The following is a 15,900-nucleotide window of genomic DNA, read 5'->3' as shown; positions in this document are numbered from 1 at the left end:
TACTAGTGGAACACGGTAAATTAGTTGAATTTCTAGGTTTAACGTTCGATTTGTCATCAGTTATGATGGTTACTGTAGCAGCAGTTATTGTTTTCTTAATCGCTGTTATCGGAACTCGCAGCTTAGCTCTTCGCCCAACAGGAATGCAAAACTTCATGGAATGGGTGTTTGACTTCGTGAAAGGGATTATCAATAGTACGATGGACTGGAAAACAGGTGGACGTTTCTTAACGCTTGGCGTTACGCTTATCATGTTTATCATCGTATCGAACTTCCTTGGTTTACCATTCATGTATTCAGCAACTGAAGCTGGCGAACATATTGCATGGTGGAGATCACCAACGTCTGATCCAGCAGTTACATTAACATTAGCCGTGATGGTAGTTACCCTCACCCATTATTATGGAATTAAGATGAAGGGTACGAAAGAGTACGTAAAAGGTTATTTCCAACCTATGAAATTCTTATTCCCATTAAAGGTTATTGAGGAGTTTGCTAACACATTAACGTTAGGTCTTCGTTTATTTGGTAACATTTATGCAGGTGAGATCTTATTAGGATTACTTGCTAAGTTGGGCGGAGCATCATTCCTTGGCGCATTAGGTGCACTTGTACCTATGTTAGCGTGGATGGGATTCAGTGTATTCGTTGGTTCAATCCAGGCATTTATTTTCGTAATGTTAACGATGGTTTATATGGCTCATAAAGTAAGCCATGACCATTAATATAATTTAAGTAAGAAAAAATTTATTTTTTTATAATACAAAGGAGGACAAATTAAATGAGTTTAGGTGTAATCGCAGCTGCAATTGCAATTGGTTTATCAGCATTAGGTGCAGGTATTGGTAACGGTCTTATCGTATCACGTACAATCGAAGGTGTTGCTCGTCAACCAGAACTAAAAGGCGCACTTCAAACAATTATGTTCATCGGGGTTGCTTTAGTTGAGGCACTTCCAATCATCGGTGTAGTTATTGCTTTCATCGTAATGAACAAATAAGGGAGACTCCCCTTACATAGATGGCGAAGAGTGTTTTTCCGAACTTTCTTCGCCATTGCTTTATGAATGAAACGTATGTCTTTTTTTTTCATATGATCAATTTAGATATTTTGAAGGGAGTGAATCCTTGTGCCAACTTTATTATTAGGTGCTGCCATTCCATTTGGAACGATTGCTTATACATTGTTCATTTTCTTACTTCTATTAGTAATGCTACGCAAATTTGCGTGGGGTCCTTTAATGGGAATTATGAAAGAACGTGAAGAGCATGTTACTAATGAAATCGACGCTGCAGAAAGAAGTAATGCTGAGGCGAAGAAGTTAGTAGAAGAACAACGTGAAATGTTAAAACAATCACGTGTTGAAGCACAAGAGTTAATCGAAAGAGCGAAAAAGCAAGCTGTAGATCAAAAAGATGTTATTGTTGCTGCTGCGAAAGAAGAAGCAGAATCAATTAAAGCATCTGCTGTACAAGAAATTCAACGCGAAAAAGAGCAAGCAATTGCTGCTTTACAAGAACAAGTTGCTTCTTTATCTGTTCAAATTGCTTCTAAAGTAATTGAAAAAGAATTAAAAGAAGAAGATCAAGTGAAGTTAATTCGCGATTATATTAAAGAAGTAGGAGAAGCGCGATGAGCAATGGGATTGTAGCAAAACGTTATGCTGTCGCTCTTTTTAAAATTGCTAAAGAAAAACACGTATTAGAAATGTTTGAAGAGGAATTACGCCTTGTACAAAACGTTTATGTAAAGAACGGAGAACTACATAGCTTTTTAACGCAACCGAACATTTCAAAGGAACAAAAGAAAACGTTTCTTGCAAACGTATTCGGATCTGTTTCTGAATCTATTTTAAATACGTTATATATTTTAATTGATAACAAACGCATTGATATCTTACCTGAAATTGCAGATGAATATGTTGTTCTTGCTAATGAAGAACGTAACGTAGCGGACGCAACTGTATATTCTACTCGTCTTCTATCAGAAGAAGAGAAGCTTAACATTGCAGAAGCATTTGCGAAGAGAACAGGAAAAGATGCAATTCGCGTGAAAAATGTTGTAGATGAAGATTTACTAGGCGGCATTAAAGTACGTATTGGAAATCGCATTTATGATGGAAGTTTACAAGGAAAATTAGCACGTATTCAGCGTGAATTAATGAAGAATAGATAGGGGTGAAGCACATGAGCATCAGAGCTGAAGAAATTAGCGCACTGATAAAGCAACAAATCGAGAACTATCAGTCTGAAATCGAAGTTAGTGATGTTGGTACAGTTATCCAAGTTGGTGACGGTATCGCGCGTGCTCATGGTCTTGATAACGTTATGGCTGGTGAACTTGTAGAGTTCTCTAACGGCGTTATGGGACTAGCACAAAACTTAGAGGAAAATAACGTAGGTATTATCATTTTAGGACCTTACACAGAAATTCGTGAAGGTGACGAAGTTCGTCGTACTGGTCGCATCATGCAAGTACCGGTAGGAAAAGAACTAATTGGTCGTGTTGTAAACCCATTAGGTCAACCAGTTGATGGTTTAGGCCCAATCAATACAACAAACACTCGTCCAATTGAAAGTCCAGCACCAGGTGTAATGGATCGTAAATCTGTTCATGAGCCACTTCAAACAGGTATTAAAGCGATCGATGCTCTTGTACCAATTGGCCGTGGTCAACGTGAGTTAATCATCGGTGACCGTCAAACTGGTAAAACAGCGGTTGCACTTGATACAATCATTAACCAAAAAGATGAAGATATGATTTGTATCTATGTAGCAATTGGACAAAAAGAATCAACTGTACGTAACGTAGTAGAAACACTACGTAAGCACGGTGCATTAGAGTACACAATCGTTGTAACTGCATCTGCTTCTCAACCAGCTCCATTATTATACCTAGCTCCTTACGCTGGTGTAACAATGGGTGAAGAGTTCATGTACAATGGTAAACACGTATTAGTAGTATATGATGACTTATCAAAACAAGCAGCGGCTTACCGTGAGCTGTCATTACTATTACGTCGTCCTCCAGGTCGTGAAGCTTACCCAGGGGATGTATTCTACTTACATTCTCGCTTATTAGAGCGTGCAGCAAAATTAAGTGATGCAAAAGGCGGCGGTTCTTTAACTGCACTACCTTTCATCGAAACACAAGCAGGGGACGTATCAGCATACATCCCAACAAACGTAATTTCTATTACGGATGGACAAATCTTCTTACAATCTGACCTATTCTTCTCTGGCGTACGTCCAGCGATCGATGCGGGTACTTCTGTATCTCGTGTAGGTGGATCTGCTCAGATTAAAGCAATGAGTAAAGTATCAGGTACACTTCGTCTTGACCTTGCATCTTACCGTGAGTTAGAAGCGTTCGCTCAGTTCGGTTCTGACCTTGATAAAGCAACTCAAGCGAAATTAAACCGTGGTGCTCGTACTGTTGAGGTATTAAAACAAGGATTACACAAACCATTACGTGTAGAGAAACAAGTTATCATTCTTTACGCTTTAACACGTGGATTCCTAGATGATATCCCAGTAGTAGATATCACTCGTTTTGAAGAAGAATTCCATGCTTGGTTAGATTCTAATGCGACTGACTTATTAGAAGAAATCCGCACAACTAAGAAACTTGCGGATGACGACAAATTTGCAGCAGCAATTAATGGATTTAAAAAAGTATTTGTAGCTTCTGAATAATAAAAGCGGAAGCGGCTCGTTCTGAATGTGAGGGGGATGGAGCTTCTGACGAAGAGGCGGTGTTTGCCTCGTAGGAAGAAGTGAAGCCACCGAGCATTCAAGCCGCTGGAGCTAGATAGTATATATAAAAGGCATCTCGGGCTCTGAGATTGCTGACGGTTATGTAAAGGAAAAGAGTAGGTGCACCTATTCTTTTCCTTCAATCATGAGCAAGAATATCTTGCAACGTAGATTAGGAAGAGGATTCTTACTAATCGTGCCAACTTCCGGAAAAAAGGTGGTGAAAACCTGTGGCATCTTTACGCGATATAAAAGCGAAGATTAACTCGACAAAGAAAACGAGTCAAATTACGAAAGCGATGGAGATGGTATCTGCATCTAAGTTAAACCGTGCAGAGCAAAATGCTAAATCTTTCGTTCCGTATATGGAAAAGATTCAAGAAGTAGTAGCGAGCATTGCGCAAGGAAGTAAAGGAATTAATCATCCGATGCTAAATGCGCGTCCTGTAAAGCGTACAGGATACATCGTTATTACATCTGATCGCGGACTAGCAGGTGGTTATAACAGTAACGTATTACGTACAGTAAGTAACGTAATTCGTGAACGTCATAATATGGATTCAAACCAATATTCAATTATTGTGCTTGGACGACTAGGACGTGATTATTTAAAACGTCGCGGCTTTAACATCATTGATGAAGTAGTTGGACTATCTGACCACCCATCATTTACTGATATTAAAGACCTTGCTTCTCGAGCAATTGCGATGTTCGCAGATGGTGCTTATGATGAGCTGTACATTTACTACAACCATTACGTAAGTAAAATTTCACAAGAGGTAACGGAAAATAAAATTTTACCGCTTACTGATGTGGCGTCTGACAAACCGACGACAGCTTATGAATTCGAACCTTCTGAAGAAGAAATTTTAAAAGTACTATTGCCACAATACGCAGAAAGCTTAGTGTACGGTGCATTACTAGACGGTAAAGCAAGTGAACACGCAGCGCGTATGACAGCAATGAAGAGTGCTACAGACAACGCAATGGAAGTTATCGATTCACTTACACTTTCATTCAACCGTGCGCGTCAGGCAGCGATTACGCAAGAAATTACGGAAATCGTTGGTGGAGCAGCAGCGTTAGAATAGTATTAAAAGGCGGAAGCGGTTCGTTCAGAATGAGAGGGGGATGGAGCTTTTGACGTAGAGGCGATTTGTGCCTCGTAGGAAAAAGCGAAGCCACCGAACATTCTAACCGCTGGAGCTAGATTCAATAAAAAGCGGAAGCGGCTCTGTCAAAAGAGTCGCGTAAGCTATAAACCAATAAAAAATTAAAAGCTAGCTGCTCGTAGAAAGTTGGCTAATTAAAAGAAAGCTAGGAGGGAACCCGATGAATAAAGGGCGCGTTACGCAAATCATGGGTCCGGTTGTAGACGTTAAGTTTGATGGCGGAAAGCTACCAGAAATCTACAACGCCCTTACGGTAAAACAAAGCAACGAAAACGGAAGTATTAACTTAACATTTGAAGTTGCACTTCATTTAGGTGATGATACAGTTCGTACAGTTGCAATGTCTTCCACAGATGGACTTGTTCGTGGCACAGAAGTAGAAGATACTGGTAAACCAATCTCTGTACCAGTTGGTGATGTAACACTTGGTCGCGTATTTAACGTATTAGGTGATGCAATTGACTTAGATGGTGAGGTTCCTGCAGATGTACATCGTGATCCAATTCACCGTCAAGCACCTGCATTCGAAGAATTATCTACTAAAGTAGAAATTCTTGAAACTGGTATTAAAGTAGTAGACTTACTTGCTCCTTACATTAAGGGTGGTAAGATCGGCCTATTCGGTGGTGCCGGCGTAGGTAAAACAGTATTAATTCAGGAATTAATTAACAACATCGCACAAGAGCACGGTGGTATCTCTGTATTCGCTGGTGTAGGTGAGCGTACTCGTGAGGGTAATGACTTATACCACGAAATGAGCGATTCTGGCGTAATCAAGAAAACTGCGATGGTATTTGGACAAATGAACGAGCCACCTGGAGCACGTCAACGTGTTGCATTAACAGGTTTAACAATGGCTGAGCATTTCCGTGATGAGCAAGGACAAGACGTACTTCTGTTCATCGATAACATCTTCCGTTTCACGCAAGCGGGTTCTGAAGTATCTGCCCTTCTTGGTCGTATGCCATCTGCGGTAGGTTACCAACCAACACTTGCAACAGAAATGGGTCAATTACAAGAGCGTATTACATCTACAAATAAAGGGTCTATCACGTCTATCCAAGCGGTATATGTACCAGCCGATGACTATACTGACCCAGCACCAGCTACAACGTTCGCTCACTTAGATGCAACAACAAACTTAGAGCGTCGTTTAACGCAAATGGGTATTTACCCAGCCGTAGATCCATTAGCATCTACATCTCGTGCACTTTCTCCAGAAATCGTAGGAGAAGAACATTATGAAGTAGCTCGTCAAGTACAGCAAACTTTACAACGTTATAAAGAACTTCAAGATATCATCGCTATCTTAGGTATGGATGAGTTATCTGAAGAAGATAAGTTAGTTGTACATCGTGCTCGTCGTATTCAATTCTTCTTATCTCAAAACTTCCACGTAGCTGAGCAGTTTACAGGTCAAAAAGGTTCTTACGTACCTGTAAAGAATACAGTTAGTGGTTTCAAAGAAATTCTAGAAGGAAAATATGATGACCTTCCAGAAGATGCATTCCGCTTAGTAGGTGGCATTGAAGAAGTTATTGAAAACGCGAAGAAAATGATGGCGTAAGGCCTTAGGAGGGACGAAGTATGAAGACATTTCCAGTCAGTATTGTAACTCCTGATGGACCGGTTTACGAAAAAGAAGTAGAAATGGTAAGTGTAAAAGCAGAGAGTGGGGAAATGGGGATTTTACCAGGTCACATTCCAACTGTTGCACCATTAAAAATTAGTGCAGTTCGTCTGAAAAATGGTGGACACACTGATTATGTAGCAGTAAGCGGTGGCTTTATCGAAGTTCGTCCAGATAAAGTGACTGTATTATCATCATCTGCTGAAGAAGCAAACCATATCGATATCCATCGTGCAAATGAAGCGAAGCGTCGCGCTGAGCAACGTCTGCAAGATAAACAAGCACATGTTGACTTTAAACGTGCAGAAATGGCATTACAACGTGCTGTGAACCGTTTGAACGTTTCCGATATGAAGTAAAAAAATCCGTAAGGGCTTTGCCTTTACGGATTTTTTTTGTGTATTTTATGGATAATTTTACAAAACTGGTATAATTATATTGATGCTTGTATAAGTAGAAGTGTACAACAATTTATATTTCATAAAGGGGATGAATCAATGATTGGTGAAATGAAGCGAGAAGCATTGTACTCTTTAAAGGGAAAATGGGGACTAGGTGTTGGATCAACAATTTTATATTTTATTTTAAGTTATGTTGTTTCGATGGCTGCAATGCTTATACTATTAATTCCAGGAATTATTATATTTCTCTTATTTGCTGGTTTAGTAGGTTCACTTGAAGGGCAAACAATATCAAATGGAGCAAGTGTTACATTCGGGATTTTTTATTGCATTATGATAATTTTGAGTAGTGCATCCTATGGGATTACATCATACGGTTATACAAATGTATTTTTACAGATTAGTAAACGAGAAGATGCTAAAGTAGATTACTTATTCGAAGGATTTCGTGGCTTTAAAAGAATGATGAAAACAATATGGGCAATGCTTGCAATTTTATTATATACAGGTACATGGATTCCGATATTGTTAGTAGCCTTATTTGCATTTTTTGGTGAAGAAGGAAATGCGTCGTTTGCTATTGCTATCTGTGTACTACTAGCTATTTCAATCGTTGGTATGATTGTGATGTATTTTTCTTATGCACTGACGTACTATGTGATGATTGAAAATCCAGAATATAGTGTTTCGCAGGCGATGAAGGAAAGTAAGAATCTTATGAAGGGTCATAAGTTAGATTTGTTTCTTTTATGGCTGAGCTTCATAGGATGGGCTATTTTAGCGCTTCTTACTTTTGGAATAGGATTTCTTTGGCTTAGTCCGTATATGAGTACGACGACAGCACACTTTTATCGCTATATTTCAAAAGGTGAATTTCAATAGGAACATGCTATACTAATAGAATTATTGTGTATAGGAGGCGAGGCTACGCATGATTAGTGATTTAAAAGGAGAAGCACTAGATTCATTAGAAGGAAAATGGGGATTAGCTGTTGGAGCTACACTACTCATTTCAATTCTTATCACGGCTTTTAGTTTTAGTGTTGATTGGGGATTTTCTTTGATTTTCGGTTGGCAAAAAACAAATGGTTCACTTTCAACGAATATTCTTACATTTTTTGTTACTGGACCGTTAACTTTAGGTGGATATTACCTTGGTTTAAATATCCTTCGTGAAAAGCAAGCTAGTATTGGTAATGTATTCATTTGGTTTTCAGAGGGAAAGAGATTTCTAAAATCATTTTTATTATATTTATTAGTAAATCTTTATCTTTTCTTATGGACGTTATTGTTCATTATTCCAGGTATTATTAAATCATTTTCTTATGCGATGACATACTTTATTATAAACGATCATCCTGAGTATTCACTGAACCAAGCTATTACAGAAAGTCGTCGTATGATGGATGGACATAAGATGGAGTATTTCATTTTATGTTTAAGTTTTATTGGCTGGTTTATATTAAGTTGTATTACGTTAGGGATTGGATTCTTATGGTTAATTCCATATTTCTATACGACATCTGCAGCTTTTTACGAAGAGATTGCAGAAGAATATTATGAGAAAAATATTTAGCACTAAAAAACCCCCGGTATGAATTATTTGTTCATACTGGGGGTTTTTTGTAGAAACTTTATAAACTGATTGCTAGTAAGTGGTTTACTGAAATAGTAACCTTGCATATATTTACAGTTATGTTTTTGCAGAAACTTAAGTTGTTTTTCGGTTTCAATTCCTTCGGCGACGACTGAAAGATTTAAAGTATTCGCGAGGGAAAGTATTGTAGAAACGATGGCTCGTTCTTCAGGACGATGATCAGCTAATTGTGTAAATTCTCTCGGTACTTTTAATGTGTCGATTGGAAAAATTGATAAATAAGCAAGAGAAGAGTATCCAGTACCGAAGTCATCAATGGAAGTTTGGATACCGTATTCTTTTAATTGCTTCAGTCTTAATAACGTTTCTTTCTCGTCAACCATTGCAATTCTTTCTGTTAACTCAAGTGTTACATATTTTGGATCGACTTGCACGTCGTTTAATATTTGTGAAATGCTTTCAATTAATTGATCTTGCCGGAACTCTTTTGCGGATAGATTAACACTTATTTTTAAATTTTGGTAGCCAAAGGTATGCCATATTTTTAATTGGAGACAAGCTTCTTGTAATACCCAATGTCCAAGTGGGACTACTTGTGGCGTCTCTTCTACAATTGGAATAAACTCACATGGTGAAATGTCACCTAATAGTGGGTGTTTCCAACGTATTAAAGCTTCAGCGCCGATAATTTTATTTGTTGTCGTATCAATTTGTGGTTGATAAACGAGATAAAATTCTTTGTTTACTAAAGCGATTGGCAAATCTTTTTCAATTCGAGCTTTTCGTTCCATTTTTTTATATAGTTCTTTCGTGTAAAGAGAGCTACCGTTTTTTCCTTTATTCTTTGCTTCGTACATGGCCATATCAGCATGCTGCAAAATGGATAGCGCATCTTCACCTGCTTCAGGATATATTGCAATTCCGATGCTCGGTGAGATTTGTAAATGTTGATTTTCGATTTCAAATGGCTCATTCATGGCCGTTACAATCCTATCAGCTATTTTTTGGACATCTGGCTTTTTTTTGTAATTCTCGATAAGGATTGTGAACTCATCCCCAGCTAGCCGCGCGAGTTTCATATTTGATGTTGCTATTCTTTCGAGCCTTTTTGCTACTGCGATGAGCAATAGGTCTCCTACTCGATGACCGAGGGTATCATTAATAACTTTAAAACGGTCTAGGTCGAGAAACATAACAGCAAAAGGCTTTTTCGATATTTTTGCTCGCGCAATTGCCTGTTCTAAATGTTGATGAAATGCACGTCGATTTGCAAGCTCTGTTAAAGTATCATGGTATGCTAGGAAATTAATTTGTTCTTGTTGTTGTTTGCTTTCTGTAATATCTTTAATCATTAAATAAACCCCAGAAATTTTCTCCTTTAAAAAGATCGGTACGGCGGTAACGTGCAAGTAGTAAATATCTCTGCTTTTATGGTAAGCCCGTATTTCTAAAGAGATAGAATACCCCTTTTTCACGCGATGAAAGGCGTTAATCATTTCTTCTAAATCTTCTTCGTATATGAGTGAATAGTAAGGCTGGTTTAATAATTCATTCGTTTGATAACCGAGTAAAGTAGTGCCAGCGTTATTTACTTTGAGAAAATTACCGTACAAATCTAATGTGAAGATTGGATCTGGATGATGCTCGTATAAAGATTTAAACATTTGTTGATTATGATAGAGTTCATTTTTCTGTTCTACTAAATCTTCTGTACGTAGTTTAATTTGTTTCTCGAGTTCTGAGTTGAATTGCATTTGAGCAAACAATAATATTTTATTTTGTTTTCGAACTAAGCTATGACGTATGAGAACGAAAGAGAAAGTTATTATAAGTCCGATTACTATAATAGGCGCAAAAACGTATTCAACTAATATAAAAACAATAAGCATTACTACCGAAATATACGGTAATGATAATCGGATTGATTCACCAATTTTAGGTGTTAGTAGTACTTGTTCTTGTTTTTCAGGCTCTTTTGTATGGAGAATACAGGCGATTGCTACTAACACTAAGGTTACTTGATAGAAAGGAGTAACTGTAAACATAGAATACTCTGGTATGAAGTATTTTATATAAGCATAAATCGCATCTGTAGTAGCATATAAAATTAAAGCACTGCCAAGAAGTGCACCGACCTTTTTAGGTAATAAGGATAGTGGTTTGAATAAAAGGTTGATTCCTATTAAGAGAAAGAGTAAATCAGCCATTGGATAGGTAAGTTGAACAAATATGTCGATATAGGATGTTGTAAAGATGTGAATAGTTCGTTCAATAAGTAAGTAGTAACTTAAAGTAAATTGGGCTGTAACGATAATACAAATATCACATAGCATAAAAAGTTTTTCTAATAAATCTCGGTTATAAATGATTTCGTATAGAAAGGCAAACGTAAAACTAACTAAAAAAAGTAAGTAAAAAAAGTCAGATGGATCAACGAACGTATAGAAGTCTTTTACAATTAAACGCTGATAGGCAACGACTATATCACCGATAAAATAAGAGAGAGCTCCAACAGATAATATGATCCAAAATAAACGAGATAGCCCTTCTTTCATGTTTGAAAAATAAAGTATATAACTACAAGCGATAATATCAATTAATAGGGTACTCATTCCGATTAATAGCTGAAAAGGAAATGAGTATTCATATAGAAAAGGCATCGCTACGTAGTGAATCGTTATGGACAGCAATACAATGCTTATAAGAATACTTACATGTGTTTGTTTTTTCATTTATATCACCTACGGTTTCTTGAAAAGCATATATAAGTTTTATATTTATTTTGCACAATTATAGCAAGTTGTAAAGATAGATTTTAATAATTCTTGTTTCTGCCTCCCAACATATCGACATAGGAATTTGAAGTTTGCTATAATGATTAGAATAGTTGCATTATTTAGAAAAATTTAAAAATAATAATTACTGCAACTAGGACATATTGTTTACTATGTGAACTTGTTCTTAATTTAGGGGGGAGGGTTTCACAATGGCAAGTGTATATGAAAATAGTTATATGATCGTTTTGATTTTCTTGCTATTAGGTATATTGCTGCCGGTAGTGGCTCTTACATTAGGAAGGATGCTGCGCCCAAATAAACCAAGTGCAGCAAAGGCGACGACGTATGAGAGTGGAATTGAGCCTTTTCATGATGCAAATATTCGGTTTCATGCGCGTTATTATATTTTCGCTTTATTGTTTGTGATCTTTGATGTAGAAACTTTATTTTTATATCCTTGGGCTGTTGCGTATGACAAGCTAGGTTTATTTGCATTAATTGAAATGCTCATCTTTGTTGTAATGTTGCTAGTTGGATTAGCGTATGCTTGGAAAAAGAAGGTGTTACAATGGTTATAAATTTTGAGGAATTACATCCAAATGAGCGAGCAGAATTAGAACGAAATATCTTTTTTTCTACATTGGAACAGTTGAAAGGATGGGCGAGGAGCAACTCTTTATGGCCGATGACATTCGGACTGGCGTGCTGTGCAATTGAAATGATGGGGGTAGGCTCATCACATTATGATTTAGATCGATTTGGGTCATTTTTTCGAACTTCACCAAGGCAATCGGACGTCATGATTGTATCGGGAACGGTAACGAAGAAGATGGCTCCTATTGTTCGGCGCTTATATGATCAAATGCCCGAACCGAAATGGGTTATTGCGATGGGATCTTGTGCGACAGCAGGTGGTCCGTATGTAAATTCATATGCTGTTGTGAAAGGTGTAGACCAAATCGTACCAGTTGATGTGTATATTCCTGGTTGTCCCCCAAATCCAGCTGCTTTAATTTATGGAATTAATAAATTGAAAGAAAAAATTCGTTACGAAGCAAAGACCGGGAAGCAGGTGACGAATAAATGAGTAATCCAAATAAAGATTTAGAGGAGCTGAAAAAAGAAGCAGCTAGGCGTGCAAAAGAAGAAGCGAGAAAACGCCTTGTAGCGAAACACGAGGCGGAAATAAGTGAGCTTGAGGAAGAAGATCAAGAAAAAGAGAAAGCGCTACCAAAAAAAGATGATATTACTATAGAAGAAGCAAAACGACGTGCAGCAGCAGCTGCAAAAGCAAAAGCGGCGGCGTTAGCGAAGCAAAAAAGAGAAGGAACAGAAGAAGTAACGGAAGAAGAAAAAGCGAAAGCAAAGGCGAAGGCAGCAGCAGCTGCAAAAGCAAAAGTGGCGGCGTTAGCGAAGCAGAAAAGAGAAGGAACAGAAGAAGTAACGGAAGAAGAAAAAGCGAAAGCAAAGGCGAAGGCAGCAGCAGCTGCAAAAGCAAAAGCGGCGGCGTTAGCGAAGCAAAAAAGAGAAGGAACAGAAGAAGTAACGGAAGAAGAAAAAGCGAAAGCAAAGGCGAAGGCAGCAGCAGCTGCAAAAGCAAAAGCGGCAGCGTTAGCGAAGCAAAAAAGAGAAGGAACAGAAGAAGTAACGGAAGAAGAAAAAGCGAAAGCAAAGGCGAAGGCAGCAGCAGCTGCAAAAGCAAAAGCGGCAGCGTTAGCGAAGCAGAAAAGAGAAGTAATGGAAGAAGAAAAAGCGAAGGCCAAGGCGAAGGCGGTGGCAGCGGCCAAGGCAAAAGCGGCAGCATTGGCGAAGCAGAAAGCCTCGCAAGGTGATGGGGATTCGGGAGATGAAAAGGCAAAGGCAATTGCAGCGGCAAAAGCGAAAGCAGCAGCGGCTGCAAGAGCGAAGACAAAGGGGGCTGAAGGTAAGAAAGAGGATGAGCCGAAGCAGGAAGAACCGTCCGTAAATCAGCCGTATTTAAATCAGTATGTTGAGGCTATTAGGGAGAAGTTAGGAGAGGGTGCATTAGTAGATTCCTACATTAATAAACTGTCAAAGGATGTGCCAACTCTTGTGGTGGATCCCGAAAAGTATTATGAAGTGATGGAGTTACTGCGATTCCATGAGGGACTTGCTTTTGATTATATGTCAGAGCTACATGCGACGGATTTTGTGACACATATGGAAGTGTATGTTCATTTGTTTTCATATAGTAAGAAACAATCGGTAGCGGTGAAGGTAAAGATAGACCGGGAAGCGCCGCAAGTCGAATCTGTGACAGCGCTTTGGAAAGGGGCCGACTGGCCGGAGCGAGAAGCATACGATTTGCTCGGCATTGTATTTAAAGGGCATCCGAATTTAACGCGTATTTTAATGCCAGAGGATTGGGTAGGCTATCCGCTTAGAAAAGACTATGAACCGTATGATGTGGAGGTGTAGCTATGATCCGTACGGAAGAGATGCTTTTGAATGTAGGACCTCAGCATCCGAGTACACATGGTGTGTTCAGGCTCGTAATTAAGATTGACGGGGAAATTATTAAAGAAGCTACACCTGTTATTGGGTATTTACATCGCGGGACGGAAAAGATCGCTGAGAGCTTACAGTATACGCAAATTATCCCTTATACAGATCGAATGGACTATTTATCAGCTATGACGAATAATTACGTCATTTGCCATGCTGTAGAGACGATGATGGGGCTTGAAATTCCAGAGCGTGCCGAATACTTGCGAGTACTTGCGATGGAGCTAGGAAGAATTGCGAGCCATCTCGTTTGGTGGGGGACGAATCTTCTTGATATAGGAGCGGTTAGCCCGTTTTTGTACGCTTTTCGTGAACGAGAGATGATTATAAATTTATTAAATGAATTATGCGGGGCACGGCTTACTTTTAACTATATGAGAGTTGGTGGTGTGAAGTGGGATGCGCCAGATGGTTGGATTGAAAAGGTGGAAGAGTTTGTTCCGTATATGAGAGAGCAACTGGCAGGTTATCATGATCTTGTTAGCGGTAATGAGATTTTCTTAAATCGTGTGAAAGGCGTTGGTATATATAGCGCGGAAGAAGCGATTTCGTATTCTTTAAGCGGAGCAAATTTGCGGTGCACTGGAGTAAACTGGGATCTTCGCAAAGATGAGCCGTATTCGATTTATGATCGTTTTGATTTTGATATTCCTGTTGGAAGCGTGGGAGATGCTTGGGATCGCTACGTTTGCCGAATGCAAGAAATCGAGGAGTCTTTAAAGATTGTTGAGCAAGCGGTTCAGCAGTTCCCGAAAGATGGAGCTGTGCTGGCAAAAGTACCGAAAATTATTAAGGCACCTAAGGGAGAAGCATTTGTACGTATCGAATCGCCGCGCGGAGAGATTGGGTGTTATATCGCTAGTGACGGAAAGAAAGAGCCGTACCGCTTGAAGTTTCGTAGGCCGTCTTTTTACAATTTGCAAATTTTACCGAAGTTATTGAAAGGTGAAAACATCGCCAATTTAATTACGATTTTAGGTGGAGTTGATATTGTACTTGGGGAGGTTGATGGCTAATGATTGAAACGCTCTTACAATCACCTTCAAGCTGGACGAATTTCTTCATTTTTTTCGGATTAGCGGTACTTCTACTATTTGCAGTCCTTGGCTTCGTTACATATGGAATTTTGGCAGAACGGAAAGTGATGGGGTTTATGCAAGGGCGGATTGGACCAAACCAGGTTGGAGGCCGATTCGGTTTACTGCAAACGGTAGCTGATGTTTTAAAACTATTATTGAAAGAAGATAGTATTCCAAAAGCAGCAGATAAACCGCTGTTTATATTAGCGCCTGTCATTGCATTTGCACCAGCATTTATGGTGCTTGCGGTTATCCCGTTCACTGATAAATTTCAATTTGCAGATATTGGAGTTGGGCTACTTTATTATATTGCTGTTTCCGGTATTACGACGATAGGTGTTGTAACTGGGGGATGGGCATCGAATAATAAATATTCCCTTTTAGGAGGAATGCGTGCGGCGGCGCAAATGATTTCTTATGAGATTCCGCTCGTAATGAGTGTAATTGGTATCGTTTTGCTAGCTGGTAGTCTGAATTTAAATGAGATTGTAGCGGCGCAGGAGAAGGTTTGGTACATTTTCGTACAGCCAATTGGCTTCGTCGTTTTCTTAATCGCAGCAGTTGCAGAGTTAAATAGAACGCCATTCGATTTGCCAGAAGCGGAGTCAGAACTTGTTTCTGGATATCATACGGAATACTCAGGTTTTCGCTGGGCGTTTTTCATGCTTTCAGAGTACGTATATTTCTTCGGGATGGCATCGTTAATTACAGTGCTCTTTTTAGGCGGATGGAATCCAGTCATGTTTCTTGGATTTATCCCAGGTGCCGTATGGTTTGCTTTGAAATTTAGCAGTGTAGTCTTTCTATTAATTTGGTTCCGCGTTACGTTCCCGCGTATAAGAGGTGACCAGTTAATGGAGTTTGGTTGGAAAGTATTATTGCCGATTGCACTTGCAAATATTTTCTTAACGGCATTGATTAAGGAGTTATTCTTCTAATCTATGAGGGGGGTGCCAGTAAGAG

Annotated in this window: 16 protein-coding genes; 15 read left to right on the top strand and 1 reads right to left on the bottom strand. The window is 38.9% G+C overall.

The window, feature by feature from the left end; genetic code table 11:
• The first annotated feature begins 5 nt into the window (after positions 1-5).
• From atpB to MHB52_RS27195, 10 genes are all read left to right on the top strand, one after another.
• Positions 6-725, top strand: a complete 720-nt coding sequence (gene atpB, locus MHB52_RS27240) for a F0F1 ATP synthase subunit A (protein WP_000399870.1) — start codon at positions 6-8, stop codon at positions 723-725.
• 56 nt (positions 726-781) lie between these two features.
• Positions 782-1,000, top strand: a complete 219-nt coding sequence (atpE, locus tag MHB52_RS27235) for a F0F1 ATP synthase subunit C (protein ID WP_000052064.1) — start codon at positions 782-784, stop codon at positions 998-1,000.
• Between the two features lie 129 nt (positions 1,001-1,129).
• The gene (gene atpF / locus MHB52_RS27230; protein ID WP_001142618.1) at positions 1,130-1,636 is read left to right on the top strand and encodes a F0F1 ATP synthase subunit B; all 507 of its coding nucleotides are present in this window, start codon (positions 1,130-1,132) and stop codon (positions 1,634-1,636) included.
• Positions 1,633-2,175, top strand: coding sequence for a F0F1 ATP synthase subunit delta (gene atpH / locus MHB52_RS27225; protein WP_000064683.1), 543 nt, complete (start codon positions 1,633-1,635; stop codon positions 2,173-2,175). Before atpF ends, atpH begins: the two co-directional genes overlap by 4 nt.
• Positions 2,176-2,186: 11 nt before the next feature.
• A complete protein-coding gene (gene atpA / locus MHB52_RS27220) occupies positions 2,187-3,695 on the top strand; it encodes a F0F1 ATP synthase subunit alpha (RefSeq protein ID WP_000027518.1) in 1,509 nt (502 codons plus the stop codon).
• Positions 3,696-3,985: 290 nt separating this feature from the next.
• Complete coding sequence (gene atpG, locus MHB52_RS27215; protein WP_000157696.1) at positions 3,986-4,846, top strand: F0F1 ATP synthase subunit gamma; 861 nt, start codon at positions 3,986-3,988, stop codon at positions 4,844-4,846.
• 241 nt (positions 4,847-5,087) lie between these two features.
• Entirely contained in the window at positions 5,088-6,494 is a 1,407-nt protein-coding gene (gene atpD, locus MHB52_RS27210; RefSeq protein WP_001032593.1) for a F0F1 ATP synthase subunit beta, read from the top strand.
• Between the two features lie 20 nt (positions 6,495-6,514).
• On the top strand, positions 6,515-6,916 hold the full coding sequence (atpC, locus tag MHB52_RS27205) for a F0F1 ATP synthase subunit epsilon (RefSeq protein WP_000847211.1): 402 nt from the start codon (positions 6,515-6,517) through the stop codon (positions 6,914-6,916).
• A gap of 36 nt (positions 6,917-6,952) precedes the next feature.
• Complete coding sequence (locus tag MHB52_RS27200) at positions 6,953-7,840, top strand: DUF975 family protein (protein ID WP_016118944.1); 888 nt, start codon at positions 6,953-6,955, stop codon at positions 7,838-7,840.
• A gap of 49 nt (positions 7,841-7,889) precedes the next feature.
• Entirely contained in the window at positions 7,890-8,534 is a 645-nt protein-coding gene (locus tag MHB52_RS27195; RefSeq protein WP_000622467.1) for a DUF975 family protein, read from the top strand.
• Positions 8,535-8,557: 23 nt separating this feature from the next.
• Here the strand turns inward: MHB52_RS27195 and MHB52_RS27190 are convergent, their stop codons facing one another.
• Entirely contained in the window at positions 8,558-11,287 is a 2,730-nt protein-coding gene (locus MHB52_RS27190; RefSeq protein WP_000744993.1) for an EAL domain-containing protein, read from the bottom strand.
• Positions 11,288-11,541: 254 nt separating this feature from the next.
• Between MHB52_RS27190 and nuoA the strand changes: the two genes are divergently transcribed.
• From nuoA to nuoH, 5 genes are read left to right on the top strand one after another with little or no spacing between them, the layout of a single operon-like run.
• The gene (gene nuoA / locus MHB52_RS27185) at positions 11,542-11,910 is read left to right on the top strand and encodes an NADH-quinone oxidoreductase subunit NuoA (protein WP_000179273.1); all 369 of its coding nucleotides are present in this window, start codon (positions 11,542-11,544) and stop codon (positions 11,908-11,910) included.
• Complete coding sequence (nuoB, locus tag MHB52_RS27180; RefSeq protein WP_000236331.1) at positions 11,901-12,419, top strand: NADH-quinone oxidoreductase subunit NuoB; 519 nt, start codon at positions 11,901-11,903, stop codon at positions 12,417-12,419. The genes nuoA and nuoB overlap by 10 nt, the downstream gene beginning before the upstream one ends.
• Complete coding sequence (locus MHB52_RS27175; RefSeq protein WP_340768023.1) at positions 12,416-13,771, top strand: NADH-quinone oxidoreductase subunit C; 1,356 nt, start codon at positions 12,416-12,418, stop codon at positions 13,769-13,771. Before nuoB ends, MHB52_RS27175 begins: the two co-directional genes overlap by 4 nt.
• Before the next feature lie 2 nt (positions 13,772-13,773).
• Complete coding sequence (gene nuoD, locus MHB52_RS27170) at positions 13,774-14,874, top strand: NADH-quinone oxidoreductase subunit NuoD (protein ID WP_000621434.1); 1,101 nt, start codon at positions 13,774-13,776, stop codon at positions 14,872-14,874.
• Positions 14,874-15,875: an NADH-quinone oxidoreductase subunit NuoH gene (gene nuoH / locus MHB52_RS27165; RefSeq protein ID WP_000573426.1), complete on the top strand. Its 1,002-nt coding sequence runs from the start codon at positions 14,874-14,876 to the stop codon at positions 15,873-15,875. Before nuoD ends, nuoH begins: the two co-directional genes overlap by 1 nt.
• Positions 15,876-15,900 lie beyond the last annotated feature (25 nt).

It is taken from the genome of Bacillus sp. FSL K6-0073 (assembly GCF_038006085.1).
GTDB lineage: Bacteria > Bacillota > Bacilli > Bacillales > Bacillaceae_G > Bacillus_A > Bacillus_A cereus.
Note: the sequence above shows the minus strand (reverse complement) of the source record. Positions and strands in the feature narration are given on the sequence as shown.

Bases quoted from the DNA above. Each gene is read 5' to 3' on its own strand.
- atpE (WP_000052064.1), top strand. From the start codon at position 782: ATGAGTTTAGGTGTAATCGCAGCTGCAATTGCAATTGGTTTATCAGCA.
- atpH (WP_000064683.1), top strand. From the start codon at position 1,633: ATGAGCAATGGGATTGTAGCAAAACGTTATGCTGTCGCTCTTTTTAAA.
- atpA (WP_000027518.1), top strand. From the start codon at position 2,187: ATGAGCATCAGAGCTGAAGAAATTAGCGCACTGATAAAGCAACAAATC.
- atpD (WP_001032593.1), top strand. From the start codon at position 5,088: ATGAATAAAGGGCGCGTTACGCAAATCATGGGTCCGGTTGTAGACGTT.
- atpC (WP_000847211.1), top strand. From the start codon at position 6,515: ATGAAGACATTTCCAGTCAGTATTGTAACTCCTGATGGACCGGTTTAC.
- MHB52_RS27195 (WP_000622467.1), top strand. From the start codon at position 7,890: ATGATTAGTGATTTAAAAGGAGAAGCACTAGATTCATTAGAAGGAAAA.
- MHB52_RS27190 (WP_000744993.1), bottom strand. From the start codon at position 11,287: ATGAAAAAACAAACACATGTAAGTATTCTTATAAGCATTGTATTGCTG.
- nuoA (WP_000179273.1), top strand. From the start codon at position 11,542: ATGGCAAGTGTATATGAAAATAGTTATATGATCGTTTTGATTTTCTTG.
- nuoB (WP_000236331.1), top strand. From the start codon at position 11,901: ATGGTTATAAATTTTGAGGAATTACATCCAAATGAGCGAGCAGAATTA.
- MHB52_RS27175 (WP_340768023.1), top strand. From the start codon at position 12,416: ATGAGTAATCCAAATAAAGATTTAGAGGAGCTGAAAAAAGAAGCAGCT.
- nuoD (WP_000621434.1), top strand. From the start codon at position 13,774: ATGATCCGTACGGAAGAGATGCTTTTGAATGTAGGACCTCAGCATCCG.
- nuoH (WP_000573426.1), top strand. From the start codon at position 14,874: ATGATTGAAACGCTCTTACAATCACCTTCAAGCTGGACGAATTTCTTC.